This is a genomic window from Streptomyces sp. NPDC050806 (assembly GCF_055586425.1).
In genome coordinates, this window is record NZ_JBVJIF010000008.1 from 348832 (window position 1) to 371704 (window position 22873).

General features: G+C 72.2%; 22 protein-coding genes and 1 tRNA gene. 12 read left to right on the forward strand and 11 right to left on the reverse strand.

The genetic code is table 11. The features are described from left to right. Positions 1-34: 34 nt before the first annotated feature. Complete coding sequence (locus tag ACZ6WH_RS26375; protein WP_469731140.1) at positions 35-1507, reverse strand: carotenoid oxygenase family protein; 1473 nt, start codon at positions 1505-1507, stop codon at positions 35-37. A 199-nt stretch (positions 1508-1706) separates the two neighbouring features. On the opposite strand from ACZ6WH_RS26375, the gene ACZ6WH_RS26380 reads away from it, so the two are divergent. Next, a complete protein-coding gene (locus ACZ6WH_RS26380) occupies positions 1707-2360 on the forward strand; it encodes a PadR family transcriptional regulator (RefSeq protein ID WP_469731142.1) in 654 nt (217 codons plus the stop codon). A gap of 240 nt (positions 2361-2600) precedes the next feature. On the opposite strand, the gene ACZ6WH_RS26385 is transcribed toward ACZ6WH_RS26380, so the two are convergent. Both ACZ6WH_RS26385 and ACZ6WH_RS26390 read right to left on the reverse strand, forming a co-directional pair. Continuing rightward, the gene (locus tag ACZ6WH_RS26385; RefSeq protein WP_469731144.1) at positions 2601-3005 is read right to left on the reverse strand and encodes a CAP domain-containing protein; all 405 of its coding nucleotides are present in this window, start codon (positions 3003-3005) and stop codon (positions 2601-2603) included. A 589-nt stretch (positions 3006-3594) separates the two neighbouring features. Beyond that, positions 3595-4701 (reverse strand): polyprenyl synthetase family protein, encoded by a 1107-nt coding sequence (locus tag ACZ6WH_RS26390; protein WP_469731145.1) that lies wholly within the window; start codon positions 4699-4701, stop codon positions 3595-3597. 652 nt (positions 4702-5353) lie between these two features. On the opposite strand from ACZ6WH_RS26390, the gene ACZ6WH_RS26395 reads away from it, so the two are divergent. Together ACZ6WH_RS26395 and ACZ6WH_RS26400 are read left to right on the forward strand one after the other, a co-directional pair. Next, positions 5354-5884 carry a hypothetical protein gene (locus tag ACZ6WH_RS26395; RefSeq protein WP_469731147.1) on the forward strand — a complete coding sequence of 177 codons (531 nt, stop codon included), beginning with the start codon at positions 5354-5356 and terminating at the stop codon, positions 5882-5884. A gap of 505 nt (positions 5885-6389) precedes the next feature. After that, entirely contained in the window at positions 6390-6758 is a 369-nt protein-coding gene (locus tag ACZ6WH_RS26400; protein ID WP_469731149.1) for a hypothetical protein, read from the forward strand. A gap of 238 nt (positions 6759-6996) precedes the next feature. Here ACZ6WH_RS26400 and ACZ6WH_RS26405 read toward each other — a convergent pair. From ACZ6WH_RS26405 to ACZ6WH_RS26415, 3 genes are all read right to left on the reverse strand, one after another. Further along, positions 6997-7072 (reverse strand) — tRNA-Arg (locus tag ACZ6WH_RS26405). A gap of 174 nt (positions 7073-7246) precedes the next feature. Continuing rightward, positions 7247-7669, reverse strand: a complete 423-nt coding sequence (locus tag ACZ6WH_RS26410) for a hypothetical protein (RefSeq protein ID WP_469731151.1) — start codon at positions 7667-7669, stop codon at positions 7247-7249. After that, positions 7666-7824, reverse strand: coding sequence for a hypothetical protein (locus ACZ6WH_RS26415; RefSeq protein ID WP_199896546.1), 159 nt, complete (start codon positions 7822-7824; stop codon positions 7666-7668). The genes ACZ6WH_RS26410 and ACZ6WH_RS26415 overlap by 4 nt, the downstream gene beginning before the upstream one ends. Before the next feature lie 139 nt (positions 7825-7963). Here ACZ6WH_RS26415 and ACZ6WH_RS26420 point away from each other — a divergent pair, with 139 nt between their 5' ends. Then, entirely contained in the window at positions 7964-8593 is a 630-nt protein-coding gene (locus tag ACZ6WH_RS26420) for a TetR family transcriptional regulator (protein WP_469731152.1), read from the forward strand. 213 nt (positions 8594-8806) lie between these two features. Here ACZ6WH_RS26420 and ACZ6WH_RS26425 read toward each other — a convergent pair whose 3' ends face one another. Beyond that, complete coding sequence (locus ACZ6WH_RS26425) at positions 8807-10285, reverse strand: M6 family metalloprotease domain-containing protein (RefSeq protein ID WP_469731154.1); 1479 nt, start codon at positions 10283-10285, stop codon at positions 8807-8809. Positions 10286-10568: 283 nt separating this feature from the next. Between ACZ6WH_RS26425 and ACZ6WH_RS26430 the strand changes: the two genes are divergently transcribed. Together ACZ6WH_RS26430 and ACZ6WH_RS26435 are read left to right on the forward strand one after the other, a co-directional pair. Continuing rightward, entirely contained in the window at positions 10569-11198 is a 630-nt protein-coding gene (locus ACZ6WH_RS26430; RefSeq protein ID WP_469731396.1) for a TetR/AcrR family transcriptional regulator, read from the forward strand. 176 nt (positions 11199-11374) lie between these two features. Continuing rightward, positions 11375-12892, forward strand: coding sequence for an MFS transporter (locus ACZ6WH_RS26435; RefSeq protein ID WP_432855690.1), 1518 nt, complete (start codon positions 11375-11377; stop codon positions 12890-12892). 127 nt (positions 12893-13019) lie between these two features. Here ACZ6WH_RS26435 and ACZ6WH_RS26440 read toward each other — a convergent pair whose 3' ends face one another. Next, positions 13020-13517: a MarR family winged helix-turn-helix transcriptional regulator gene (locus ACZ6WH_RS26440; protein ID WP_469731156.1), complete on the reverse strand. Its 498-nt coding sequence runs from the start codon at positions 13515-13517 to the stop codon at positions 13020-13022. 146 nt (positions 13518-13663) lie between these two features. Further along, entirely contained in the window at positions 13664-14752 is a 1089-nt protein-coding gene (locus ACZ6WH_RS26445; protein ID WP_469731158.1) for a questin oxidase family protein, read from the reverse strand. A gap of 235 nt (positions 14753-14987) precedes the next feature. On the opposite strand from ACZ6WH_RS26445, the gene ACZ6WH_RS26450 reads away from it, so the two are divergent. Together ACZ6WH_RS26450 and ACZ6WH_RS26455 are read left to right on the forward strand one after the other, a co-directional pair. Beyond that, on the forward strand, positions 14988-15410 hold the full coding sequence (locus ACZ6WH_RS26450) for a pyridoxamine 5'-phosphate oxidase family protein (RefSeq protein WP_432855681.1): 423 nt from the start codon (positions 14988-14990) through the stop codon (positions 15408-15410). 164 nt (positions 15411-15574) lie between these two features. After that, complete coding sequence (locus tag ACZ6WH_RS26455) at positions 15575-16117, forward strand: pyridoxamine 5'-phosphate oxidase family protein (RefSeq protein ID WP_469731161.1); 543 nt, start codon at positions 15575-15577, stop codon at positions 16115-16117. A 42-nt stretch (positions 16118-16159) separates the two neighbouring features. On the opposite strand, the gene ACZ6WH_RS26460 is transcribed toward ACZ6WH_RS26455, so the two are convergent. Together ACZ6WH_RS26460 and ACZ6WH_RS26465 are read right to left on the reverse strand one after the other, a co-directional pair. Continuing rightward, positions 16160-16582 carry a hypothetical protein gene (locus ACZ6WH_RS26460; RefSeq protein WP_469731163.1) on the reverse strand — a complete coding sequence of 141 codons (423 nt, stop codon included), beginning with the start codon at positions 16580-16582 and terminating at the stop codon, positions 16160-16162. Between the two features lie 202 nt (positions 16583-16784). Beyond that, positions 16785-17318 (reverse strand): GNAT family N-acetyltransferase, encoded by a 534-nt coding sequence (locus ACZ6WH_RS26465; RefSeq protein WP_469731165.1) that lies wholly within the window; start codon positions 17316-17318, stop codon positions 16785-16787. A 190-nt stretch (positions 17319-17508) separates the two neighbouring features. Between ACZ6WH_RS26465 and ACZ6WH_RS26470 the strand changes: the two genes are divergently transcribed. The 4 genes from ACZ6WH_RS26470 (at position 17509) to ACZ6WH_RS26485 (ending at position 22857) form a co-directional block, all read left to right on the forward strand. Beyond that, a complete protein-coding gene (locus tag ACZ6WH_RS26470; RefSeq protein ID WP_469731167.1) occupies positions 17509-18510 on the forward strand; it encodes a sigma-70 family RNA polymerase sigma factor in 1002 nt (333 codons plus the stop codon). 390 nt (positions 18511-18900) lie between these two features. Next, on the forward strand, positions 18901-19662 hold the full coding sequence (locus ACZ6WH_RS26475; RefSeq protein ID WP_432855669.1) for a DeoR/GlpR family DNA-binding transcription regulator: 762 nt from the start codon (positions 18901-18903) through the stop codon (positions 19660-19662). After that, a complete protein-coding gene (gene pfkB / locus ACZ6WH_RS26480; protein ID WP_432855666.1) occupies positions 19659-20606 on the forward strand; it encodes a 1-phosphofructokinase in 948 nt (315 codons plus the stop codon). Before ACZ6WH_RS26475 ends, pfkB begins: the two co-directional genes overlap by 4 nt. A 157-nt stretch (positions 20607-20763) precedes the next feature. Then, positions 20764-22857, forward strand: a complete 2094-nt coding sequence (locus ACZ6WH_RS26485) for a PTS fructose transporter subunit IIABC (protein WP_469731169.1) — start codon at positions 20764-20766, stop codon at positions 22855-22857. Positions 22858-22873 lie beyond the last annotated feature (16 nt).

Genomic DNA, 22873 nt, shown 5'->3' on the forward strand with positions numbered 1-22873 from the left:
TCTCCTCGCTGCCTGTCGTGGTGAAGGGAGGTGTTCATCGTCCGGCTCCGTTCCCGAGGCCGCCGTCGGGCCCGTCATCGTCGGCGATCCAGGAGCCGTGGAAGCCCGCGGGGACCGCGCGGGGCAGCCGGATCGAGGCGACCGGGGCCGCCGTGACGTCGGTGGCGTCCAGGACGAGCAGTTCCGAGGCGGCCCCCGAGCGGTCGGTGACGATCGTCAGGAGCCAGCCCTCGTCCTCGGCGCGCGCGTTCCGGGCAGGGACGAACACCGCCTCGCCGGCCGCCCGGTCCGGGCCGACGTCGTGCGTGTGCCGCTCCCCGGTGGTCACGTCGTACCGCACCACCGCGCCGCTCGGCGCGTCCGAAGCCAGGTACAGATACCGGTGGGCGCGCCCCACGTGCCCGGCGTGCAGCGTCGGGAACTCGACCGCGAGATCGTCCAGCGCAGCCTCGCCGACCGTTCCGGCCGCCGGGTCGAGCGTCCACCGGTACAGCACCGGCCCCGCCGTCCCGGAGGCGCCCGGCGGGCCCGTCCCGGGGGCAGGGGGCGTCTGGCCGGCGCCTTCGCCGCCGATCGCCGCCCACAGGCCGTTGAACGTGGCGCGGTCGTACCGCACGGCGTCCAGCACGATCCGCCCCGCCGCGTCCTCCCGGGCGTTTCCGACGTGGAACACGTAGCAGGGCTCGATGTCGAACCACCGCACCGGGCCTTCGCCGGACCGCTCCATCACGCCCAGCCGGGCGCCGTACGCGTCGTTCCAGCGCAGTGGCATGCCGTTGCCGCGCAGCGCCGCGTCGAAGGTGACGGGCAGGTCGAGCCAGAGCACGTACCGCTCGGTGAGCGCGAAGTCGTGCATCATCGTCGGCGCCGGAACGTCGATCACGCGGCTGTGCTCCAGCTCCCCGGAGGCCGACATCCGGTGGTACGTGACATACGGGGGCGTCGGCGCGTACCCGAAGAAGTGCAGCTCTCCGGTGGCCGGGTCCTCCTTGGGGTGCGCCGTCATGGCGGTGCGCAGCCGGCCCCCGAAGTCCTCCGGCCCGAGCGTGTCGAGGTCGGGCGTCACCCGGTGCGGCAGGCCGCTCTCGCACAGGGCGAGCAGCCTGCCGCCGTGCTCGATGACGTGCGTGTTGGCCGGGTTGGTCGCCAGGTCGCGAGTGCCGTCGGGGCGGGTGGCCGGGATGCCGGCGAGGTGGGTGGTGCGCACCCAGCGGTTCCGGTACCACTCGGCGCGGCCGTCGGCGATCCGTATGCCGTGCAGCATTCCGTGCCCGAGGAACCAGTGCCCGCCGCCCCTCTCGGGCAGTGGGTTCGGGCCGTTGCGGAGGTAGCGGCCGCGCAGCTCCGGGGGCAGCGTGCCGCTCACCGGAAGGTCGTACGCGTCGATCTCGTCCGGTACGGGCGTGAGATGGCCCGACAGGGTCAGCGGGCGGGCCTCCGTACCCGAAGGTGCGCTCTTCGCCCCGTGTTCGGCGGTGCCGGATATCCGTGTCGTCCTGTCGGTCATCGCGTCGTTCATCCCCCTGGGCAGTCCCTCCGTGCGCGTGCCATCCGTGGCCGTCGTCGCCTTCCGGCGCGTACCGCTGGATGTCGCCGCCTGCACTCAACTTCGACATGTAGAAAATGACACGTTGGCTAGCACGTGTCAACTTCTATATGTCGCTGGGCTAGGATGATCGTGGCAAGGAGAAGGGCGGAGAGACGCGATGTCGCTGCGGTACGCACTGCTGGGGCTGCTGGCCGATGAGGCGGGCAGCGGGTACGAGCTGACCAAGAAGTTCGAGCGGAGCCTGGACCGCTACGCCTGGCACGCCAAGCACAACCAGGTCTACCAAGAGCTCAACAGGCTGGCCGCCGACGGTCTCGCCGAGGTCGTCGAGGAGGGCGCGCGCGGCCGCAAGACGTACGCGATCACCGAGGCGGGCCGTGCGGACCTGCGGCAGTGGCTGCTGAACCCGCCCCGCACCCCTGTGGTCCGCAACGAGTTCGTGCTGCGGCTCTTCCTTCTCTCCGCGCTCGACCCGAAGGAGGCGCGCAGCGTGCTCGCGGACTACGCCGCGTCGGTCCAGCGCGACCTCGATGCCCTGACCGCGCTCGTCGAGTCCGGTGGCTTCGATGTGCACGACGGCGTCCTGCCCGACCCGCTCGCCTTCGGGCACCTGGCCGCCGGCTTCGGCCTCCACATGCTCCCCGCGTCCCGCGACTGGGCCCGGTGGGCCATCACGCAGATCGACAACCAGGAGGGCGAGCACGCCGGTCAGGGGGGCGAGCACGCCGGTCAGGGGGGCGCGGGTGGCCCGGCGGAGGGTGGCGGCGCGGGGGAGGGCGGCGGCGCGGCGGACGAGGCGCCCGGTGCCTGAGCGTCAATGTGGTTCGCGCGGCGCCTGAGCGTCAACACCGTTAGCGCGGCGGCGGCGCCTGAGCGCCATCATCGTTCGCCTTCCTGTCGTCGTCGCCCAGCGCAAGAGGTGCCAGGGCGTACGGCCCTGGGTGTGTGAGGGCGTACGGCGGCCTGTGACCGGCCGGCGCCCACGAGGGCCAAGACCCGCCGGGGGAGCGCCAGGAAGAGCCCTGAAAGCGGTCCCTGGCGTCCGCGGTGCCTAGCGGCGGGTCGCGAGCAGGATCGTCCACCACGGCCCCTCCCGGCCGCCGCCGGTGACGCCCACGCCGGCGTGCTCGTACGCGCACGTGAGCAGGGTCCGCCGGTGCCCGGGGCTGCGCATCCACTCCCGTACGACCGTGGCCGCATCGGGCTGTCCCTGGGCCAGGTCCTCGCCGACGCGGCTCCAGCGGTACCCCGCTGCCGCGAGCCGGCTGCCCGGCCGGCGCCCGCCCGGGCCGCTGTGTGTGAGGGTCTCCGTGCGGGCCATGTGCGCGCTCTGTCGTTGCGCCGCCCGCGTCAGCGCGGGGTGCTCGCGTACCGGGCGGCAGCCGGCCTGCGCGCGCCGGTCGTTGACGAGCCGCAGGACGGCAGACGGCGAACGGCCGCGGTCCGGAAGGGACATGCGGTCCGCGGTTGCCGCGTGCCCGGTGCGGTCCGCGGTGCCGGCCGGGTACGGGGCAGCGTCGGCCGGGTACGAAAAGGGCGCACCGGCAGCCGCCGTTGCGGTCATTGCCAGCAACAGCACCGCGAGGGGCAGTACCCGTTCGCGCCGCGAGATGTTTCCTCGCCCTTCCGGCCGCCCGACCATTCGCTGCCGCTCCCGCCCGTACGCGTTACCGTCCTATTCGCCTCACAGCCTCACTCGTCGGCGCGGACTTCGCCACCGGACACACACGGAAACGGTCAGCGGGTGAATTCCTGTGCTTTCACGAAAAGCGACTTTCGGCTGCTGGGGCATCGTTCCGGTGCGCTCTCCTCCTTCGAGGGGATTTCCCAAAGTAGTGTGCGTTCGCCGCGCGCCATCTGAAGCCGTACACGCTGATCACCGAAAGTCCGGCGAGCTACGGTTTTTCCGTGCGATGGGTGTGCTGCCGCTGTTCCGTTTCTCCGCTGTTCTGCTGTTCCGCTGTTGCCAAAATTCGCCGTGCCAGCTGTCCCGAAATGCCACAATGGAATATCCATGGTCGCTGGTTGCTGGTCGCCGTACTCCTTCAGTTGTCCCGCCGCGTCAGCAGCAGGGTGAGGTCGTGCAGTTGGCGGTACACCGACGGTACGGGCTCCGCGCGCGCCAGCGCCCGCATCGCCGCCTCCACCTGCCGCCTGGCCTCCAGCTCCGTCGCCTCCCGGCCGCCGGCCCGCTCGATCAGGTCGGTGGCCGTCGTGACGTCCGCGGCCGAGAGCGGCTCCGTACCGTCGTACAGTGCGGCCAGCCGCCGCCCGGCGGGCCCGGAATCGGCCAGCGCCACCGCGACCGGCAGCGACTTCTTGCGCGCCGCGACGTCCGCGCCCACCGGCTTCCCGCTGCGCCGGGTGGTTCCCCAGATGCCCAGCAGATCGTCCGCGCACTGGAAGGCGATGCCCAGGTGGCGGCCGAAGTCCCGCAGTCCGGCCGTCCGGGCCTCGGACGCGCCGGTCAGCAGCGCTCCCAGCGCGCACGCGCACGCCATCAGGGCACCCGTCTTCCCTGCGGCCATCTCCAGGTATTGCTCAGGAGCCACCCGGGCGGTGCTCTCGAAGGCCACGTCCTGGCTCTGGCCGCGCAGCAAGTCCTCCAGCATGCGGGACAGTTCCCCCGTGGCCGCCGCGCTGTACGGGCTCGGGCCGGCGGCGAGTACGGCGAGGGCCCTGATCAGCAGGGCATCGCCGGTCAGCACCGCCGCCGGCGTCCCGTACCGCGCCCACACGGCAGGCCGGTGGCGGCGCAGCGGGTCCGCGTCGATGACGTCGTCGTGCAGGAGGGAGAAGTCGTGCACCAGCTCGACCGCGACCGCTCCGGGGATCACGCTCTCGGGCGCCGCGCCGACCGCCGTCGCCGAGAGGAAGACGAGGGCCGGGCGTACGGCCTTTCCGCCGCCCTCCGCGGCGGGGCCGGCCGCTCCGTGCCAGCCGCGGTGGTACCCGATGATCTCCCGCTGCGGCGCGGGCAGGCCCTCCACGGCCCGGCGCAGGGCGGGCGTGACGAGTTCCCTCGCCCACGCGAACAGCCCCGCGTCTCCGCTTCCCGCGTCTCCGCTTGCCGGGCCGGAGGCGCTGCCGGTGCTGCCGGGGCCCTCGCTCGAAGCGGGCACGGCCGCGGCCATGCTGCTCAGCGCGGACACCCGCACCTCCTGCCCGCCGACCGCCGTCGTCCTACTGCCACCCGGCCGCGCGAGCGGCCGCTCACCGATCGGTGCGAGGAGGCCCCGTGCTCCACCTACATCACCGACAACGACGTCGTACGCGATCCCGCGAAAACCCGCGGGCGCGTCAAGAGTTCACTTGCCACGTATGCACCTAACCGTGCCGGCCCGGGGTATTCGCCAGCGGCGTGCCCGCTCCCGGCAAGATCACTGGAGCGGCGTAAGAACTCCCGTTCCATGGCGCGGATCCGCCGACCAGGCGTCTCAACCACCCGTAGCTTCCGAGGAGATTGCCGAGCCATTCCGTCGGCCACACACGCCGAAGGCCCCGACCGGACCGGTCGGGGCCTTCACGCTGGTGCCCCCGGCAGGATCGCCGCGCACTCTCGGGGCCGGGCCGAATACGCAACTTCAGCCTCCGGAGACGTAATCCGCCGCGGGTCGCGTCGAGGTGACGCCGCTACGCGCGAGATCTGCAGGGGGCGCGTCGCTGATGGCTTCACCGCCGAGCGTGCTGCGGCGGACAGTTGAACAGCGGGCGGGTCGCGCGGCCGCGCTGGAGCGGGCGCGGTGGTCGTCCACCTTCGGCCGAGTGGGTAATGGCCAGTATGCCGTCTCCGGGAGGCACCACATGATTGGGCAGCAGATCGTCACCGTTCTTGCCGTCGTCGTTGGTGCGGCAATGTCATTTCTAGGGACCTTCACCATCGAAAGGCATCGCCGCAAGGCCGACAGGTCCAGGCGGTGGAGCGAGTTGCAGTTGCAGGCCTACTCCAAACATTTGGTCAACGCCCAGCGCGTCGTTGCGATCGTCAGGACTATGGTTCTGGACGGCGTGCCAACAGATGAAGACAGTAGGCGGCTCCAGAAGGAACTTGAGGATGCCCACATGGAACGCAATATAAGCGTTGAGTGCGTCCGTTTGCTCGCGACCCCTGCGATAGTCGAGGCTGCATACCTGCTGAACCGTTCGGTATGGCAGCTGCAGGATTTCGCCCGCGGTGAGCTGGCGTGGGATGAACAAGTCTGGCGCCAACGATACGAAAACTTCGGTGCGTGTCTTTTTGGATTCGAGAAGGCCATTCGGGCAGAGCTTCGAATTCCTGGAGAAATTCCCTACCCTCCGAGGCCACCCGAGTGGTTCTTCCGTAGGCGAACGTAAGCTGCTACCGATACGTCGCCCCAGCGGACGGCCGTGCAGGGCCACCGTGCCCAGCACGCGCTGGACGCCCTCACCCGGGGCGACATCCCGTCGTGGCTCGACGCTGTCACCTGGTACCCGGTCGTAGCGCCGCAGACGCTGTGCCGTCATCCCGTGCGACCACCTGCTTCGATAAAAGTTGATCTGTCATGAATTTAGGTCAGTAGTGGACGCGGGCCCTTGCCGGGCGAGGGTCGGCCATGAAGATGTGCGCCGGGTGTCGGTCCGGAAAAAGAAAGACCGGGCGAATGGTGCCCACGAGGCGGTGTCGCATACGCATGCATCTGACTCCGTCGCCCGTTTGTGTATGCCCCCTAACGGGGACGTTGTTCGGTGCGTTCCGCTGTCCGAGCGCGTTGGGCTCGGCGTCGAGCGTTCCGAGGGTTTCAGCTGTCGCCCTCAAGTACTCGCCATAGGGGGAGCTCAGTGCGTCCATGGATTCGTTGAAGGCGGTTTGCTGAACTGTGTGATCTCCACCGGAGCAACGCTCTTCGTGTCAGGCTTTAAGCATCTCGATAGCCCGGTTGGCGGCGCGACGGAGGTCCTTGGCCTCACGCACCACATTGCGCGGTCCCCAGAGCCGCAGATCGAAGACTGCTACCTGCAAATCTATGACGACACGATCCGCAACCGACAATCGTTCAGTAGCCAGTTCAATGCGTCCGTTCCTCAGGGCGTCCGCGCAGGCGCGAAGGCTGTGGAGAACCTCGACGTACATGTGATTGGTGTGGGTGTAGGCCTGTCGGCGCTGCTCTCGAATCCAGTGCCGATGTTCGGCTTCGGACTGCCCCTCGACCTGCATCCTGGCGGCTTCTACAGCTTTGTGCGCCCCTAGTTGAGCCCCACGGAGGCCGGCCAGGGCACCAACTGGAGCGCCGACAGTGCCAGCCAGCCCAGCCATCACAGCCGCCACACCCTGATCCATACGCTCGTCGCCTCGAACACTGGCCACTGATGCATGGTCTTCTCGCGGTTGAGCTCGCGGATCTCGTACAACGCTCGCAGAGAGGTGATTGCCGTCAACTGCTGCCGTCAAAACGGCCCGGACCTTTATCGGTCCGGGCCGTTCTGCCTGGTGCCCCCGGCAGGATTCGAACCTGCGACACCCGCTTTAGGAGAGCGGTGCTCTATCCCCTGAGCTACGGAGGCGGGCGGTCAGTGGTGGTGCGGTGCGCCCCGGACGTGGGTCGCGGCGGGCGGTGTACGCACCATCGGCTGGCCGTGAACAGGGTAGCGGATGGGGTCGCGCCCGGTCTCGCCGCTGGGTGGTCGGGGGGCTCCCGTTCCCGTGGCGGCGTGGCGCGGCCCCGTGGCGGGCCCGGGTCACACGGGGAAGTTCCAGCTGACCGCGCCGTCGACGGTGACGATGGCGGCCAGGACGACGAGGTCAGCGGCGCCGAGGGCCATGCCGAGGAGGGCGCGGCCGCGCCGGCTGGTGCCCCGGTGAAGGGCCACGGCGCCCAGGACGAGGGACAGCGGGCCGAGGACGAGGTTCATGACCAGCAGGCCGACGAGGCCGAGGATGAAGGAGGCCACGGCCATGCCGTCGGCCTGGGTCCCCTTGCGGCGGGTGCTGGACGAGACATCGGCCGTGGCGGCGTCGGTGGTCGTCGCGGTGTCGGCCGTCGCCGTGTCGGTCCTGGTGGTGCCCGTGGCCGAGGTGGTGCCGGACTCGGGGCCGGTCTTGTCGGCGTCGGTGCGGGCCTCTGCGGACTCGGTGCCGGCGCGGTGGATGAGGGTGGTCATCGACGGGCCTCCTTCGCGCGGTATTCGCGGACGGCGAAGATCAGCAGCCAGGCGGCGATCGCCGCGGCCGCGGTGAGCGTCGCGGCGAGCGGGAGGTGTGCCGCGGTGCCCACGAGCACTCCCAGGAGGAGCAAGGCTGCGACAAGGAAGATCATTTCTGGCCCTTCCGGGTGAGGTGAGTGGCCTTGATCGTTCTGTTGGGTGAACAGTTGGTGTCACACTTGTTCACTGACTCACCAGTCTAGCGCGCCCCCGGGGTGGATCGCGTCGGAGAACGGATGTTTACTGAATGGCATGAGTCACACCACCGGCGTCCGCCAGGCCCAGAAGCAGAAGACCCGACAGGCGCTCCTCGACGCCGGGCTGCGGCTGCTGGCCGACCAGAGCCTCAGCAGCATCGGGCTGCGTGAGGTGACGCGGATGGTGGGGGTGGCCCCCGCGGCGTTCTACCGGCACTTCCGGGACATCCCCGACCTGGGCGTCGCGCTGGTCGAGGAGTCGCTCGGCAGCCTGCACGACGTGGTCCGCGCGATCCTCGCCGAGCAGCCGGACGCCGAGGAGCGGATCGACCGTACGGTCGCGGTCGTCGAACGGTTCGTCCGGGAGAACCCCGCGCACATCCGCTTCATCGCGCGGGAGCGGCACGGCGGCGTACGGGCGGTGCGCCGGGCCATAGCCGCCGAACTGGCCCGGTTCGCCGCCGAGGTGGCGTCCGCGCTGCGGGCGCAGCCGGTGTCGGACGGCTGGAGCGACGACGATCTGCTGATGCTCGCCGAGATGTACGTCGACCACCTCGTGATGACCGCATCGGCGATCCTGGATGCCGCGGACGACGGCGACGCGGCCGCCTGCGAACGGCTCGCCGAACGGGCGCGCAGGCAGCTGCGGCTCATCAGTCTGGGGCGACGGCACTGGCGGGACTGAGCCCCTGATAGCCCCTCATGGCCCCCTCGCCCCGCATAGCCCCTCATGGCCCCCTCATAAGGCTGGGCCCTTTCTGGGGAGGGGAGCCAAGGCCGGGCCTTCTTCTTGGGCGTGCGACGGGTCGGCCTTCTTGGGGCGTCGAGGTCGGGTCTTCGTAAGCGCGCGACAGGCGGGCCTCTATGGGCGGTGGTGGTGCGCCCCCGTCCCGGGTGGTCAGGGGCGTCCGGGGGTGGTGATCCGGACTCGGAAGGTGTCCGCCGAGTTGTCGGGTCCGCCCGTCGGTGGGCGGTCCTGGAGGACTTCGACGGAGACGCCGTCGGCGCGGAAGGTCTGGCCGGGGCGGTACGTGGCGTCCGTCAGGCCCGCGCGGACGTTCGGGTCCTTGCGGTAGCAGCCGGCGCTCCTCGGGGTGGCGTCGGAGACCCGGACCGGGCCCTTGCCCGACGGGATGTCGGTGGCCACGCGGTAGACCAGGACGCCGGGCCGGCACGCCGTCGGGTCGAGCGGGCCGGTGCGGCGCGCCTCGACGACGTAGGCGCGGTGCCGGGAGGTCGGGACGACGGCGATCTTCGTTCCGCCGGGGGTGGCGGCTGCGGTGAGCCGGTGGGTGGTGACGGAGCCGGGGCGGTGCACGCAGTCCACCTGGCCCGGTGTCAGCCAGCCCAGCTTCCACTTGTGCCAGCCCAGGAAGTCGTTCTCGGGGCCCCAGTCCACGTCCATCGGGTCCCAGTGGCCCACCGGGTGCGGGTCGGCGCGGCCGTCCGTGAAGTACAGGTCGGGCAGGCCGAAGGAGTGCGCGTTCTCGTGGTTGAGGACCCGGTACGCGCTCGGGCCGGTCTGCCGGCTCCAGATGAACGACACGTTCTTCAGCTGCGTCCCGTCGCCCGTCTTCAGGCCCAGCGGCCCGCCGCTGAAGGTGACGGACCAGACGTTCTCGGTCGCCGGCGGGCCCGCCTCCGGCGTGACCAGCACGTTCACCAGGTCGTACGCGCGGAAGTCCACCTGGCGGTCGACGGCGCGCACGACTTCCTTGGCCAGCGCGTAATAGCCGTTGTTCGAGGCGGGACTGAAGGAGGTGCCGCGCCCGATGCGGTACGAGGCGAGCGGGCGGGACATCCGGATCCACTTCAGGACGGGGGTCGAGCGGTAGTCGAGCCTGCCGTACGAGCTGCCGCGGAAGAAGCGGGGGACGGCGGGGAAGAACTCCCCGTAGCGCTTGCGGGGGCTGATCCCGGCGCGTACGTCGGGGAAGTCGATGAGCGCCGTGAGGGCCCGTACGCGGCCGGTGGCGCGGACGAAACCGGGCGGGGTGGCCGCCGCCTCGGACACCGCGGTCAGGGAGCCGGGGAGGGCGCAGCGGCCGGCGGGAAGGGCCGCGGCGGCCCCGCGGGGGGCCGGGCGGCTGGCCGCAGCTCCGGGCGCGTGCGGCTCGTCCGCGCGATCGTCGGGGCTTCGGGGGCGGCCGTCAGGGGTTCTTCGTATGCCGTCCCCGTCGCCGTCCTCGTGCTGTGCGTCGCCCCGCCCCCGTAGGGCCGCGCCGCGCCGCGCCTCCGGGGACGGTGAAGCGGCCGGGTGGCCGTCGCCGTGCCGGTCGGCGCCACCGGGGCGGGGCCCCGTCGTGTCGAGGGCCGGCACGACCAGCGCGACCGCGACGGCCGTGGCGGCGAGCAGGGCGGACGGTATCTGCCTCATGTGCTCACCCTGGGGCGGCGAGCGGCCGCCTGCCCGCCGGGTTACGTCATCCGGTGCCGGCGGGCGTTCTCGGTGGCGGACGCGTGTGGGTCAGGTCACACTCGGTGCGGGAAATAACCGGGGAACCTGTCCCCGTTTAACCAGTCGTCCGCACGAAGCGGGGACCCGCTCCCCGTTTCCGGTCCGCGGACCTGCGTACCGCGCAGCACCTCAAGACGACGTCGTACGCCGTACCCGAAAGGAGTGAGCCGACGTGACCATCGCCTCCACCGCCGCCACGAAGATGCACCAGCCCCGTCTGCGGGCCGATGCGCAGCGCAACCGGGAGCGGATCGTGGCGGCCGCTCGCGAGATCATGGTCGAGCACGGGGCCGACGTCCCGCTCGACGAGGTCGCGCGCCGGGCCGGCGTCGGCAATGCCACCCTCTACCGGCACTTCCCGGACCGCGCCGACCTGATCCACCACGTCACGCTCTCCGTCATGGACCGCACGGCGGACCGTGCGGAGCGCGCGCTCGTGGCGGAGGGCGACGCGTTCCAGGCGCTCCGGACCTTCGTGCACGCCGCCGTCGAGGAGCGCATCGGAGCGCTCTGCCCGCTCCTCTCCGACGGCGTCGACAAGGACCACCCCGACCTGCTCGCCGCGCGGGACCGCCTGGAGGGGGCCGTCGAGGCCCTCATGGGTGCCGCGCGCGAGAGCGGCCTACTGCGCGCCGACATCGCCGTCGGTGACCTGATGGTCGCGATCACCCAGCTCACGCGGCCGTTGCCGGGCAACCGCTGCGCCGACTTCGACAGGTTCGTACACCGCCACCTCCAGCTGTTCCTGGACGGCCTGATGGCTCCGGCGAGGTCCGAACTGCCCGGTTCGGCGGCCACCTTGGACGACCTCCGGCAGCAATGCCGGCGGTGACAGAGGCCGTCCGCTCCCCGCTCCGCAAGGCCGGTCACCGGTGACCCGGCACCAGTAGGCGGCGCCCTCCGCGGCGCACGCCGCTCTCACAGTTCACGCAACGCCTTTTCCGCGCCACGCCGTTGTGCGGCACCCGACCCCTTTTTTCCTTCTTCGCACCCTAGGTGGACCCACCCATGTCCAAAACCGTCCAGAACGTGGACCCGAGGCGCTGGAAAGCGCTCATATTCATTGCCCTCGCCCAGCTCATGGTCGTGCTCGACGCGACGATCGTGAACATCGCGCTGCCCTCCGCCCAGGCGGACCTCGGGATCTCCGACGGCAACCGGCAGTGGGTCATCACCGCGTACGCCCTCGCCTTCGGCGGACTGCTGCTCTTCGGGGGCCGCATCGCCGACCTGTGGGGCCGCCGCCGCACCTTCGTCATCGGTCTCGTCGGCTTCGCGCTCGCCTCCGCGCTCGGCGGCGCGGCGGGCAGCACCGCGATGCTGCTCGGCGCCCGCGCGCTGCAGGGCGTGTTCGGTGCGCTGCTGGCGCCGGCCGCGCTGTCGCTGCTCGCGGTGACCTTCACCGAGGCGCGCGAGCGGGCCAAGGCGTTCGGCATCTTCGGTGCCATCGCCGGTGGCGGCGGCGCCGTCGGCCTGATCCTCGGCGGCGTGCTGACCGAGTACCTGGACTGGCGCTGGACGTTCTTCGTGAACATCCCGTTCGCCGTGGTCGCGGCGGCCGGCGCGCTGCTGGTCATCCGGGAGCCCGCCGAGGGCCGCAACCCCTCCCGGCTCGACGTCCCCGGCGTCGTCCTGGCCACGGCCGGACTGGTCTCGCTGGTCTACGGCTTCACGCGCGCCGAGTCCGACGGCTGGAGCTCCGGCGCGACCGTCGGCCTCTTCGTGGCGGCCGGCGTGCTGCTGGTGGCGTTCGCGGTCGTGGAGTCGCGGGTGAAGTCCCCGCTGCTGCCGCTGCGGGTGGTCACCGACCGCAACCGCGGGGGTGTCTACGCCTCCCTCGGCCTCGCCGTGATCGGCATGTTCGGTCTCTTCCTCTTCCTGACCTACTACTTGCAGGTCGTGAAGGGATACACGCCGGTCACGACCGGTCTGGCCTTCCTTCCGATGATCGCGGGCATGATCACCGGCTCGACGCAGATCGGCGCGCGGCTGATGACCCGGGTCCGGCCGCGGCTGCTGATGGCCCCCGGCTTCCTGTTCGCCGCGCTCGGCATGCTCGCCCTGACCCGGATCGACCTGGACACGTCCTACCCGGCGCTGATCCTCCCCGCGTTCCTGCTGCTCGGCCTCGGCATGGGTACCGCCTTCATGCCGGCCATGTCGCTCGCCACGCACGGCGTGCGGCCGCAGGACGCCGGTGTCGCCTCGGCGATGGTCAACACCTCGCAGCAGGTGGGCGGCGCGATCGGTACGGCCCTGCTGAACACGATCGCGGCCGGCGCGACCACGGCGTACGCGACCGCCCACGCGGCCGGTGCGCGCTCCGCCGACGTCCTCCGGCTCCAGTCGATGGTGCACGGCTACACGACCGCCATCTGGTGGGCGGCGGGCATCCTGGTCCTCGCCTCGGCCATCGCGTTCGTCTTCGTCAACACCGGGCGGCCCGGGGCCGGTACACCGGCCGCGAGCTCGGCGGACGGCGTGGACGCCGCCGAGGAGGTACCGGTGCCGGTGCTGGCGCACTGAGGCAGTCGTGAAGCAGCAGACGTGAAGATGCAGACGTGAATAAGGGGCGCCCCTCGGGGCGCCCCTTTCGTCGTGCGCGGTGCGTGCTTCCGGTACGCGGCGTGCGCCGCACCTTCGGGAGTGGAGTTCAGCGCAGCCAGGGGAGGTCGGCGCCGTGCGGCTGCAGACCGTCCGCCACGGAGCGGCAGATCTCGGCGAGCTGGCGTACCTGCTCGGGGGAGAGCCGGTCGAAGAGCGCGGCCCGTACGGTCGCGACATGGCCCGGGGCGGCCTCCTGGAGGACCTTCAGGCCCTCGTCCGTGAGGATGGCGTTCTGGCCGCGCTTGTCCGACGGGCAGTTCTCCCGCCGGACCCAGCCGTTCTTCTCCAGGCGGGCGATGGCGTGCGAGAGCCGGGACCGGGTGATCTTGGCGTTCTGGGCCAGCTCGGTCATCCGCAGCCGCCGGCGCGGGGCCCGGGAGAGCTGGACGAGCAGGCCGTAGTAGACGTGCGGCAGACCGGCGTCACGCTGCAGCTGACGGTCGAGGTGATCTTCCAGGAGGATGGTGGCGTGCAGGTACGACTGCCAGGCGTACTGCTCCTCGTCGTTGAGCCAGCGCGGCTCACCCGCCATGTCGTTGCTCATACCATCCACTGTCTCATTGCTCCCGCGCTTCTTGAAGATTTAACAAGAGCGGGCGGAGGCGGGAAGGGCGGGGAAGTGCGCCCTTCGGGGCCCGCGGGGGCGGCTCTCCGGAGCCGGAAAACTCAGCCTTTCGGGGCCCCGGGGCCTCAGCTCTCCGAAGGAATCAGCGTGACCGCCTGATGCGCCGCCCGCAGGGCCTCGGGGAGGCCGGTGGCGACGGCCACGTCCAGCGCGGTGTCCGTCAGCTTGATCGCGTGCGCGTCGCCGTGCGCGGCAGCCCGCTCGAAGGCGTCGGCCAGCTCGTCGGGCCGGGGAGGGGCCGGCGTCCCGGTCGGGGCGCTCTGCGGGCGGCCGGTACGGCGGGGGGCGTAGGCCGCCGTCACCGCCGCGCTCGCGGCCCAGGCGGTGTACAGGCTCGGGATCCACAGGTGCTCGGGCAGCGCCGGGAGCGTCCGCAGGACGGCGTTCGGGGCGGTCGCCGCGTGCACCAGCATCACCGGCTCGGCGGCCGCGTCCACCGCGTACCGGACGGTGGCCGCCGCGACGACCTCGGCGAGCAGCGCCCGCGCGTCCGCCGGTCCGGCCGCGGGGCGCAGTGCCGCCGCCGCCGCGGGCCAGCCCGGTGTCTCCGCCAGCTGGGCCAGCCGCTGCAGGATGCCGCCCTCCTGCTCCGGTACCGGCGGTACGTCCCACAGCGCGGCCTCCGGGCCGTCCTGGCCCGCGGGGGCCGGTACGTCGCCGAGGGGGAGGTGGCGCGCCGCCCAGTAGCCGAGCGCGTGGGCCAGCTCCGCCACGCGCGGCTGCTCCTCGCCGTCCTCGGTGAGCGTGCGGACGGCGTGCCCGACCCGGATGACCGGGTGCGTGGCGGCGCCCGCGATGCCCGGGAGCAGCCGCGGCCACCACTCGGCGAGCACCTCGCGCCACGGACGGCCGTCGAGCTGACGGCCCATGTAGGCGGTCCAGTCGGTGACCCGGCGCGGGTCGCCCAGTGCCTCCCGCCAGTTCGCGTCGGTGATGGTGCTCTCGGCGCGCGGACGGTCCTCCAGCCGGTCCTCGTAGGTGTCGAGCCAGCGGTGCACGGAGCCGGCCCGGCCGTGCCGGACCAGCGCCTCGACCGCCATCGGGCCGTGGTTGCTCAGGTACCCGTCGAACTCCGGGCCGCGTGCGTGCAGCCGCTCCAGGGCCTCGTCGAGAGTGCCGTCGGTGGGGTGCGCGGAACCGCTTGTGGTGTCCATGTGCCGAGGCTAGGGAGGCGGGGGAGCGGGCGTAACGGACCACGGTCCCGATGCCCCTCGAACGGCCGCCCTACGTCGGCCGCCCTATGCCGCGGGGCGTACGCCTTCGTGGGGCGGGTCCGGCGCGGCACGAGGAATAGCCCGTCGGCGGCCCTTCGTTGAGCAGTCGTACGACGTCGTACGGGGCGCTCGCCGGCCCCTCCACCGCACATCGACGCCCCCAGGAGGCGCAGCGATGCCGCTCACCGTGGAAGAACGTGACCAGTTGCTCGCCGAGCCGCACGTCGCCGTGCTGGCAGTGGACTCCGGGAGCGCACGCGCGCCGCTGGCCGTGCCGGTCTGGTACAGCTACCGCCCCGGCGGCGACTTCCTGATCTTCACCGGCCGGTCGTCGCGCAAGGCGCGGCTCATCGAGGCGGCGGGTCGCTTCTCGCTGGCCGTGCAGCGCGTCGCGCCGACGTACCGGTACGTCACGGCGGAGGGGCCGGCCCGGCTGGCGGCGGTCACCCCCGAGGAGGTCAAGCAGGTGGCCGAGCGGTACGTGCCCCCGGAGCGGGTCGAGGACTACGTCCGGCAGGCGCTCTCGGAGGGCTCCGAGGCCGTCGCCGTCCGCCTCACGCCGGAGCACTGGGTCTCGGCCGACGCCGGGCCCGCCTGAGAGCGCGTCGCGCCGGGGGCCACAGCGGGCTGCCGGGCCGTTCCGGAGACACCCGGATCAGCCGGATCACCCGGATTCGCCCCGGTCAGCCGGATCACCCCGACGCCCGGATCAGCCGAAAAAACCCGACAGAAGGCGTCGGGTATGGCCTTCAGGGTGGAGTCATGACGAACACGGCGCACGAGGCGCGGCACGCGCAGGAACAGAAGAAGGCGGTCGGCTGGTCGGAGTTCGCGGCGGCGGAGCCCGCTCTCGCGGAGTGGGTCGAGCGGAGGTTCGGCGCGTACGCGCACCACGTGCTCGCGACCGTGCGGACGGACGGCTCCCCGAGGCTGACCGGCCTGGAGGCCGACTTCCGCGGCGGCGAACTGTGGCTCGGCATGATGCCGGGCTCCTGGAAGGCGCGGGACCTGCAGCGCGATCCGCGGTTCGCGCTGCACGCCAACCCGGGTTCGGGCGCCGACATGGTGGACGGCGACGTGCGGATCGCGGGGCGGGCCGTGGAGGTCGGGGACGCCGAGACGCTCGCGCGGTACGCGAAAGAGGTGGAGATGCCGCTGCCCTTCCACCTCTTCCGGGTGGAGCTCACCGAGGTGGTGCGCACGCACGTCGAGGACCCGCACATGGTGCTGGAGACATGGCGTCCGGGCCGTCCTGTGCGGACCGTCCGGCGCGGCAACGACGACGCCCCGCCGACCGTGGACTGAACGCGGTCCGAGGCCGGCGGGGCGGGCTGCACGAAGGGCGGGCTACCGCCGGTCCCCCGGGGCGCCGTGGGTGCGGAAGAGGTACGTGGCGACGACGAACATGATCACGCCGAAGACCGCGCCCACACCGGAGGCCTTCAATGCCGTCGACGTCCCCGCCAGGCTGTAGAGGAAGCCCATCGTGGCCCCGAAGAGCACGCCGTACGCGAGGGCCCGCGCTTCGGTGATCATGCGGGACTGGCTGTGCATCAGGGCCAGCCCGAGGCCCGCGGTCACCACGGTGGCGATCAGGCCGAGCAGGAAGGCGTGGACGGCGCTCGATCCGGTGCTGTGGTCGAGCAGCCCCGCGTAGATGCCGTAGGCGACACCGCCCACGAGGGGGACACCGGTGGAGGCGGCCAGGTGATGCCCGCGCGGGGCGGCGGCCGTGGTGGCTGAGGTGCGGGTGCGAGCGTGCGTCTGCATGACGGCTCCTCTCTCTCGCCCTCCTACCAGGAGGCACCCGGCCGTGGCCCCCGTCAACCGGAACAGCCGGGCCCGGTACCGGCGCCCCCTGCAGGCCAGCGGACGCGTCCCCTCAGTGCCAGCCGGGCCGGTGCCTGTGGAGTCAGTGCCCACCGAGCCGGTGCCCGCGGAGTCGGCGCCCGTCGGGCCCGTGCTCGCGGAGTCAGTGCTCGCCGAGCTCCTTCTCGTACCAGGCGACGTCCCAGTAGCGGCCGAATTTGTAGCCCACCTCGCCGTACGTGCCGACGTGGCGGAAGCCGAAGCGGGCGTGCAGGGCGGCCGAGCCGGGGTTGGGGAGCGCGATGCCCGCGTACGCGCGGTGCACGTCCTCGCCCTCCAGGGCCTCGAAGAGCGCCTTGTAGAGCAGCGTGCCGATGCCCCGGCCGGTCGCCTCGGGGGCGAGGTAGACCGTGGCCTCGACGGAGGTGCGGTACGCGGGCTTCGGGCGGAAGGGGCTGGTGGTCGCGTACCCGAGGAGCCGGCCCGGCCCCTCCGGCGCGGCCTCCCGGGCAACCAGGAGGCGGTGAGGACCGTCTTGGGGGTGGGAGAGCAGCCAAGGACGGCGCTCTTCGGGGGTGAACGGCTCGGTGTCGAATGTGATCGCCGTCTCACGGACGTAGTGATTGTAGAGGTCCGTGAGGGCCTGGAGGTCGACCTCGGCGCCCGGCCTGACCTGCACTTCCCCGCATCCTGACATGCTGTGGTCTCCCTCGGTGGGAACGCAGGGTACTGCATGATCAGAAAAACGAGGGGTTGTCGTGGGAATTCTGTCCGGTTTCCAGCCGTTGTTTCCATCAGACGGGGGCACCCGGCCCGCAGACAGCAGGGATCAGGTGTCCCGGCCGCCACCATCCCGCGACCGACTCATCGCAGAGGGAGCAACTCGCATGGCAACCCGTGCCGTCGCCCGTCGTCAGCCCACCAAGAGCGGTGCTGACGGGGCAAACAGCGTTCGCGCCGTAGGCGGGGAGATCGCCGACCGCGACCTGGTCGGCATGTACCTCGACGAGATCGCGCGCACACCCCTGCTCGACGCCGCCAGAGAGGTCGAGCTGTCCCAGACGATCGAGGCGGGTGTCTACGCCCGGCAGATCCTGGACGGCGAGGTGAGCGACGGGAACGCCGCCGGCGCGACGCCCGAGGAGCTGCAGGCACTGGTCGACGAGGCCGAGAAGGCCAAGGACGTCTTCATCCGTTCCAACCTCCGCCTGGTCGTAGCGGTCGCCCGCCGCTATCCGCGCAGCGGTCTGCCGCTGCTGGACCTGATCCAGGAGGGGAACGCCGGCCTGGTCCGCGCGGTCGAGAAGTTCGACTACGCCAAGGGCTTCAAGTTCTCCACGTACGCGACGTGGTGGATCCGCCAGGCGATCACGCGGTCCATCGCCGACCAGTCCCGTACGATCCGGCTGCCCGTCCACCTGGTCGAGGAGCTGGGCCGGATCCGGCGCGTGCAGCGCGAGTTCAACCGCGAGCACGGCCGCGACCCGGAGCACGCGGAGATCGCCGCGGAGCTGGGCGCCAAGCCGGAGCGGGTCAGCGACGTCCTGGACTGGGCCCGCGACCCCGTCAGCCTGAACATGTCCGTGGACGACGAGGGCGAGACCCAGTTCGGCGACCTGCTGGAGGACACCTCGGCGGCCTCGCCCGAGCAGTCCGTGCTCACGCTGCTGCGCAGCGAGGAGCTGGAGGACCTGATCGACCGCCTCGACGGCCGCACCGCCTCGATCATCAAGGCGCGGTACGGCATAGAGGACGGCCGCGAGCGGACCCTGACCGAGGTCGGCAAGCAGCACGGCCTGACCCGCGAGCGGATCCGCCAGATAGAGAAGCACGCGCTGCTGGAGCTGAAGCGCATGGCGCACGACACCGGCTTCGACGCCGCGGCGTGACGCGGTAACGCTTCTCCCGCCTGCCGCGACGGGACCCGCCCGATGGGTCCCCGACATGCCCGGGACCCCGGCAACGGGTGTCCCCCCCCATACGAGCCCCGGCGCCCTCCCCCGAGCGCCGGGGCTCTTCGCTGCCCGCGCCCGGCCCCGGCCCGCGCCCGGCCCCCGCCCGGCCCGCGCCCGGCCCCGCCCCCCCCGGGCTCGCCCGTAGGGCACCGCCGCCATCCCCGCCACCCCTGTCATCCCCGCCACCCCTGTCATCCTCGTAATGCCCGTTTGCGTCTGTCCTGTGCCCGAGTCTGTTTACTTTGCGGAAATCCAGACGTAGTCTGCGAGTGAAACCACACGTTCGGGCAACGGGCGGACAGAAACGGAACGGACCCAGGTCGCATGTACGCAGCGGAACGCCAGCAGGAGATCCTGCGCCTCGCCCGGGACAGCGGGCGGGTCGACGTCCTCTCCCTCGCCGAGGAATTCCAGGTCACCGCCGAGACCGTACGGCGCGACCTGAAGGCGCTGGACCGCGCCGGACTGGTCCGCCGGGTACACGGCGGGGCGATACCGGCGGGCCGGCTGGACTTCGAGCCCGACCTCGCCGAGCGCGACACCGTCGCCGCCGACGAGAAGGACCGCATCGCGCGGGCCGCGCTCGCCGAGCTGCCCGACGACGGCAGCGTGATCCTGGACGCCGGCACCACCGCGGCCCGGCTGGCCGCGGAGTTCCCCCTGGAGTCCGACGTCACCGTCGTGACCCACGGTCTGCCGGTCGCGGCCCGCCTCGCCGACCACCCCGGGCTCACCCTGCACCTCGTCGGCGGCCGTATCCGGCACCGTACGCGGGCCGCCGTCGACGACTGGGCGCTGCGCGCCTACCGCGAGATCAACGCCGACGTCCTCTTCCTCGCGACGAACGGCTTCTCGCCGGCGGGCGGCCTGACCACGCCCGACCTCGCCGAGGCCGCCGTCAAGCGCGCGGTGATCGCCGCCGCCCGGCGGGTCGTGCTGATCGCCGACTCGTCCAAGTTCGGGCAGCAGCACTTCGCCCGCTTCGGCGACCTCTCCGACGTCGATGTCCTGATCACCGACACCGGGCTCAGCCCCGAGAACGCCCTCGCCATCGAGCGCGCGGGCACGGAAGTAGTACGCGCATGATCCTCACCGTCACCCCCAACCCCAGCCTGGACCGCACGTACGAGGTGCCCGCTCTGGAGCGCGGCGCCGTGCTGCGGGCCGGCGCCGACCGGGTCGACCCCGGCGGCAAGGGCGTCAACGTCTCCCGGGCGGTCGCGGCCGCCGGGCACGAGACGCTCGCCGTGCTGCCGGTCGGCGGTCCGGCCGGGCAGGCGCTGGCCGACCTGCTGGTGGCCGAGGGCATCGAGGTCGCGCCGGTCCCGGTGGCCGGGGCCACCCGTTCCAACATCGCGGTCGCCGAGCCCGACGGCACTCTCACCAAGATCAACGCGGCCGGCCCCGAGCTGTCTCCGGCCGAGTCCGAGGCGCTGCTGGAGACCGTGCGGGAGCGCTCGGCGGGCGCCGCCTGGATCGCCTGCTGCGGCAGCCTGCCGCGCGGGCTGGCCCCCGAGTGGTACGCCGACCTGGTCGCCCGCGCGCACCGGGCCGGGGCCCGGATCGCCCTGGACACCTCGGGCCCGTCGCTGACGGCCGCCCTGCGCGCCCGCCCCGACGTGGTCAAGCCCAACGCCGAAGAGCTGGCGCAGGCCGTCGGCCGCCCGCTCGCCACGATCGGCGACGCGGTCAAGGCGGCCGAGGAGCTGCGCGCGCTGGGCGCCGGCGCGGTGCTCGCGTCGCTCGGCGCCGACGGGCAGCTGCTGGTCGACGCCACCGGCACGTACTACGGCACCGCCGAGGTGGACGCCGTACGCAGCAACGTCGGCGCGGGCGACGCGTCGCTGGCCGGCTTCCTCGCGGCCGGCGGCGCGGGTACGCGTGCGCTTGCCGAAGCGGTGGCGCATGGCGCGGCGGCGGTGCAGCTGCCGGGGAGCGTGATGCCGGCGCCCGACGATCTGCGGCCGTCGGACGTGACGGTGACCGACGCGGTGCCGATGGACCGGCCGTTGACGGAGGCCGTGTCATGAACGGTCCTGTGCGTCGGGGGCTCCCCGCCGTTCGATTGTCCTCAAGCTCCCCCAGCAACCGCTGGGAGGTACCCCCAGGCCGGGCTGGGTCTTGCCTGGACGGGCTGGATGTCTGCCTGAACAGGCTGGATTTGCCGGTTTCTGAAGGGAGCCCGCGATGAGTGAGCTGATCACCGCGGACCTGGTCGACCTCGACCTGTCCGCCGACACCAAGGACGCGGCCGCCAGGTCGCTGGCCGAACGGATGGTGGCGGCCGGCCGCGTCACCGACCTGGAGGGATTCCTCGCGGACGTGGCCGCGCGCGAGGCCCAGATGCCCACGGGGCTGGACGGCGGCATCGGCATCCCGCACTGCCGCAGCGCCCATGTCACCGAGCCGACGCTGGCCTTCGGGCGCAGCGCCGCCGGCATCGACTTCGGCGCGGCGGACGGCCCGGCCGACCTGATCTTCCTGATAGCCGCCCCGGCGGGCGGCGACGCCGACCACCTGTCGATCCTCTCGACGCTGGCCCGGCACCTGATGGACGCGGAGTTCACCGGCGCGCTGCGGTCGGCGGACGACCCGGCGCGAGCGGCCGCGCTGGTACGGGGGGACGAGCCGGAGGCGGAAGCCGCGGACGCGGAGGCCGAAGAGCCGGCGGCCGGGGCCGCGCAGCCCGAGGCCGCACCGGCAGCCCCCGCGCCGGCAGCCCCCGCACCGGAGGAGCCCGCAGCGGAGGACCCCGCACCGGAAGAGCCCGCGCAGCCCTCCGGGACTCCCTTCCGTATCGTCGCCGTCACCTCCTGCCCCACCGGCATCGCGCACACCTACATGGCCGCCGAGTCGCTGACGAAGGCGGGGGAGACGGCCGGCGTGGAACTGGTCGTGGAGACACAGGGGTCGGCCGGGTTCACCCGCCTCGACCCGGCGGTGATCGCGGCGGCGGACGGCGTGATCTTCGCGCACGACGTGGAGGTACGGGACCGGGACCGGTTCGCCGGCAAGCCGGTCGTCGACGTCGGCGTGAAGGCCGGCATCAACCGCCCCGCCGAACTGATCGCCGAAGTACGGGAGAAGGCCGCACGCGGCGAGGTCGGCGCGCCGGCCGCACGCCCCGACGCGCCGATGGACCGCGACGCCGAGGCGCACGAAGGCTTCGGCACCCGGCTGCGCAAGTGGCTCATGACCGGCGTCAGTTACATGGTGCCGTTCGTCGCCGCGGGCGGCCTGCTGATGGCCCTCGCGTTCGCGATCGGCGGCTACGAGATCAACAAGGCGCCGTCCGTCGCCGAGCACTTCGTCTGGACCGAGACCGGCAGCTGGGCCGCGCTGCTCTTCCAGATCGGCAACGTGGCCTTCACCTTCCTCGTGCCCGTACTGGCCGGATTCATCGCGTACGGCATGGCCGACCGGCCGGGGCTGGTGCCCGGCTTCGTCGGCGGCTCGATCGCGCTGACCATCGACGCGGGCTTCCTCGGCGGCCTGATCGCCGGTCTGCTCGCGGGCGCGGTGGTGATGGCCATTCAACGGGTCGCTGTGCCCGCGCCGCTGCGCGGCATCATGCCGGTGGTGGTGATCCCGCTGATCTCCTCGGCGGTGGTCGGATTCCTGATGTTCCTGGTCATCGGCAAGCCGATCGCCGCGCTCCAGAAGGCGCTGACCGACTGGCTGTCCGGCCTGACCGGCGCCAACGCGATCATCCTGGGCGTGATCCTCGGCCTGATGATGTGCTTCGACCTCGGCGGCCCGCTGAACAAGGTCGCGTACGCCTTCGCGGTCGGCGGCCTGGCCAACCCCAACGACGGCAGCCTGAAGGTGATGGCGGCGGTGATGGCGGCCGGCATGGTCCCGCCGCTGGCGATGGCGCTGGCGACTACCGTGCGCGGCAGGCTGTTCACCAAGGCCGAGCGGGAGAACGGCAAGGCCGCCTGGGTGCTGGGCGCCTCCTTCATCACCGAGGGCGCGATCCCGTTCGCGGCGGGCGACCCGCTGCGCGTCATCCCCTCCGCGATGGCGGGCGGCGCGGTGACCGGCGCGCTGTCGATGGCCTTCGGCTGCACCCTGCGCGCCCCGCACGGCGGCATCTTCGTGGTCCCGCTGATCGGCCAGCCGCTGCTGTACCTGGTGGCGATCGTGGCCGGAGTGGCCGTCAGCACGGTCCTGGTGGTCGTCCTGAAGGGGCTGCGGAAGACCGGTACGGAGCCGGCGGCGCCCGCCGCCGAGGACGCGCGGCAGGGCGCGGAGGCCCGGCAGGAGCCGGTCGCGGCCTGACCGGTCCGCGGCCGCG

What these genes read in the sequence shown, in the direction of transcription:
- ACZ6WH_RS26375 (WP_469731140.1), bottom strand. Translation starts at nt 1,507, where the DNA reads ATGACCGACAGGACGACACGGATATCCGGCACCGCCGAACACGGGGCG.
- ACZ6WH_RS26380 (WP_469731142.1), top strand. Translation starts at nt 1,707, where the DNA reads ATGTCGCTGCGGTACGCACTGCTGGGGCTGCTGGCCGATGAGGCGGGC.
- ACZ6WH_RS26385 (WP_469731144.1), bottom strand. Translation starts at nt 3,005, where the DNA reads ATGTCCCTTCCGGACCGCGGCCGTTCGCCGTCTGCCGTCCTGCGGCTC.
- ACZ6WH_RS26395 (WP_469731147.1), top strand. Translation starts at nt 5,354, where the DNA reads ATGATTGGGCAGCAGATCGTCACCGTTCTTGCCGTCGTCGTTGGTGCG.
- ACZ6WH_RS26410 (WP_469731151.1), bottom strand. Translation starts at nt 7,669, where the DNA reads ATGACCACCCTCATCCACCGCGCCGGCACCGAGTCCGCAGAGGCCCGC.
- ACZ6WH_RS26415 (WP_199896546.1), bottom strand. Translation starts at nt 7,824, where the DNA reads ATGATCTTCCTTGTCGCAGCCTTGCTCCTCCTGGGAGTGCTCGTGGGC.
- ACZ6WH_RS26420 (WP_469731152.1), top strand. Translation starts at nt 7,964, where the DNA reads ATGAGTCACACCACCGGCGTCCGCCAGGCCCAGAAGCAGAAGACCCGA.
- ACZ6WH_RS26425 (WP_469731154.1), bottom strand. Translation starts at nt 10,285, where the DNA reads ATGAGGCAGATACCGTCCGCCCTGCTCGCCGCCACGGCCGTCGCGGTC.
- ACZ6WH_RS26430 (WP_469731396.1), top strand. Translation starts at nt 10,569, where the DNA reads ATGCACCAGCCCCGTCTGCGGGCCGATGCGCAGCGCAACCGGGAGCGG.
- ACZ6WH_RS26435 (WP_432855690.1), top strand. Translation starts at nt 11,375, where the DNA reads ATGTCCAAAACCGTCCAGAACGTGGACCCGAGGCGCTGGAAAGCGCTC.
- ACZ6WH_RS26440 (WP_469731156.1), bottom strand. Translation starts at nt 13,517, where the DNA reads ATGAGCAACGACATGGCGGGTGAGCCGCGCTGGCTCAACGACGAGGAG.
- ACZ6WH_RS26445 (WP_469731158.1), bottom strand. Translation starts at nt 14,752, where the DNA reads ATGGACACCACAAGCGGTTCCGCGCACCCCACCGACGGCACTCTCGAC.
- ACZ6WH_RS26450 (WP_432855681.1), top strand. Translation starts at nt 14,988, where the DNA reads ATGCCGCTCACCGTGGAAGAACGTGACCAGTTGCTCGCCGAGCCGCAC.
- ACZ6WH_RS26455 (WP_469731161.1), top strand. Translation starts at nt 15,575, where the DNA reads ATGACGAACACGGCGCACGAGGCGCGGCACGCGCAGGAACAGAAGAAG.
- ACZ6WH_RS26460 (WP_469731163.1), bottom strand. Translation starts at nt 16,582, where the DNA reads ATGCAGACGCACGCTCGCACCCGCACCTCAGCCACCACGGCCGCCGCC.
- ACZ6WH_RS26465 (WP_469731165.1), bottom strand. Translation starts at nt 17,318, where the DNA reads ATGTCAGGATGCGGGGAAGTGCAGGTCAGGCCGGGCGCCGAGGTCGAC.
- ACZ6WH_RS26470 (WP_469731167.1), top strand. Translation starts at nt 17,509, where the DNA reads ATGGCAACCCGTGCCGTCGCCCGTCGTCAGCCCACCAAGAGCGGTGCT.
- ACZ6WH_RS26475 (WP_432855669.1), top strand. Translation starts at nt 18,901, where the DNA reads ATGTACGCAGCGGAACGCCAGCAGGAGATCCTGCGCCTCGCCCGGGAC.
- pfkB (WP_432855666.1), top strand. Translation starts at nt 19,659, where the DNA reads ATGATCCTCACCGTCACCCCCAACCCCAGCCTGGACCGCACGTACGAG.
- ACZ6WH_RS26485 (WP_469731169.1), top strand. Translation starts at nt 20,764, where the DNA reads ATGAGTGAGCTGATCACCGCGGACCTGGTCGACCTCGACCTGTCCGCC.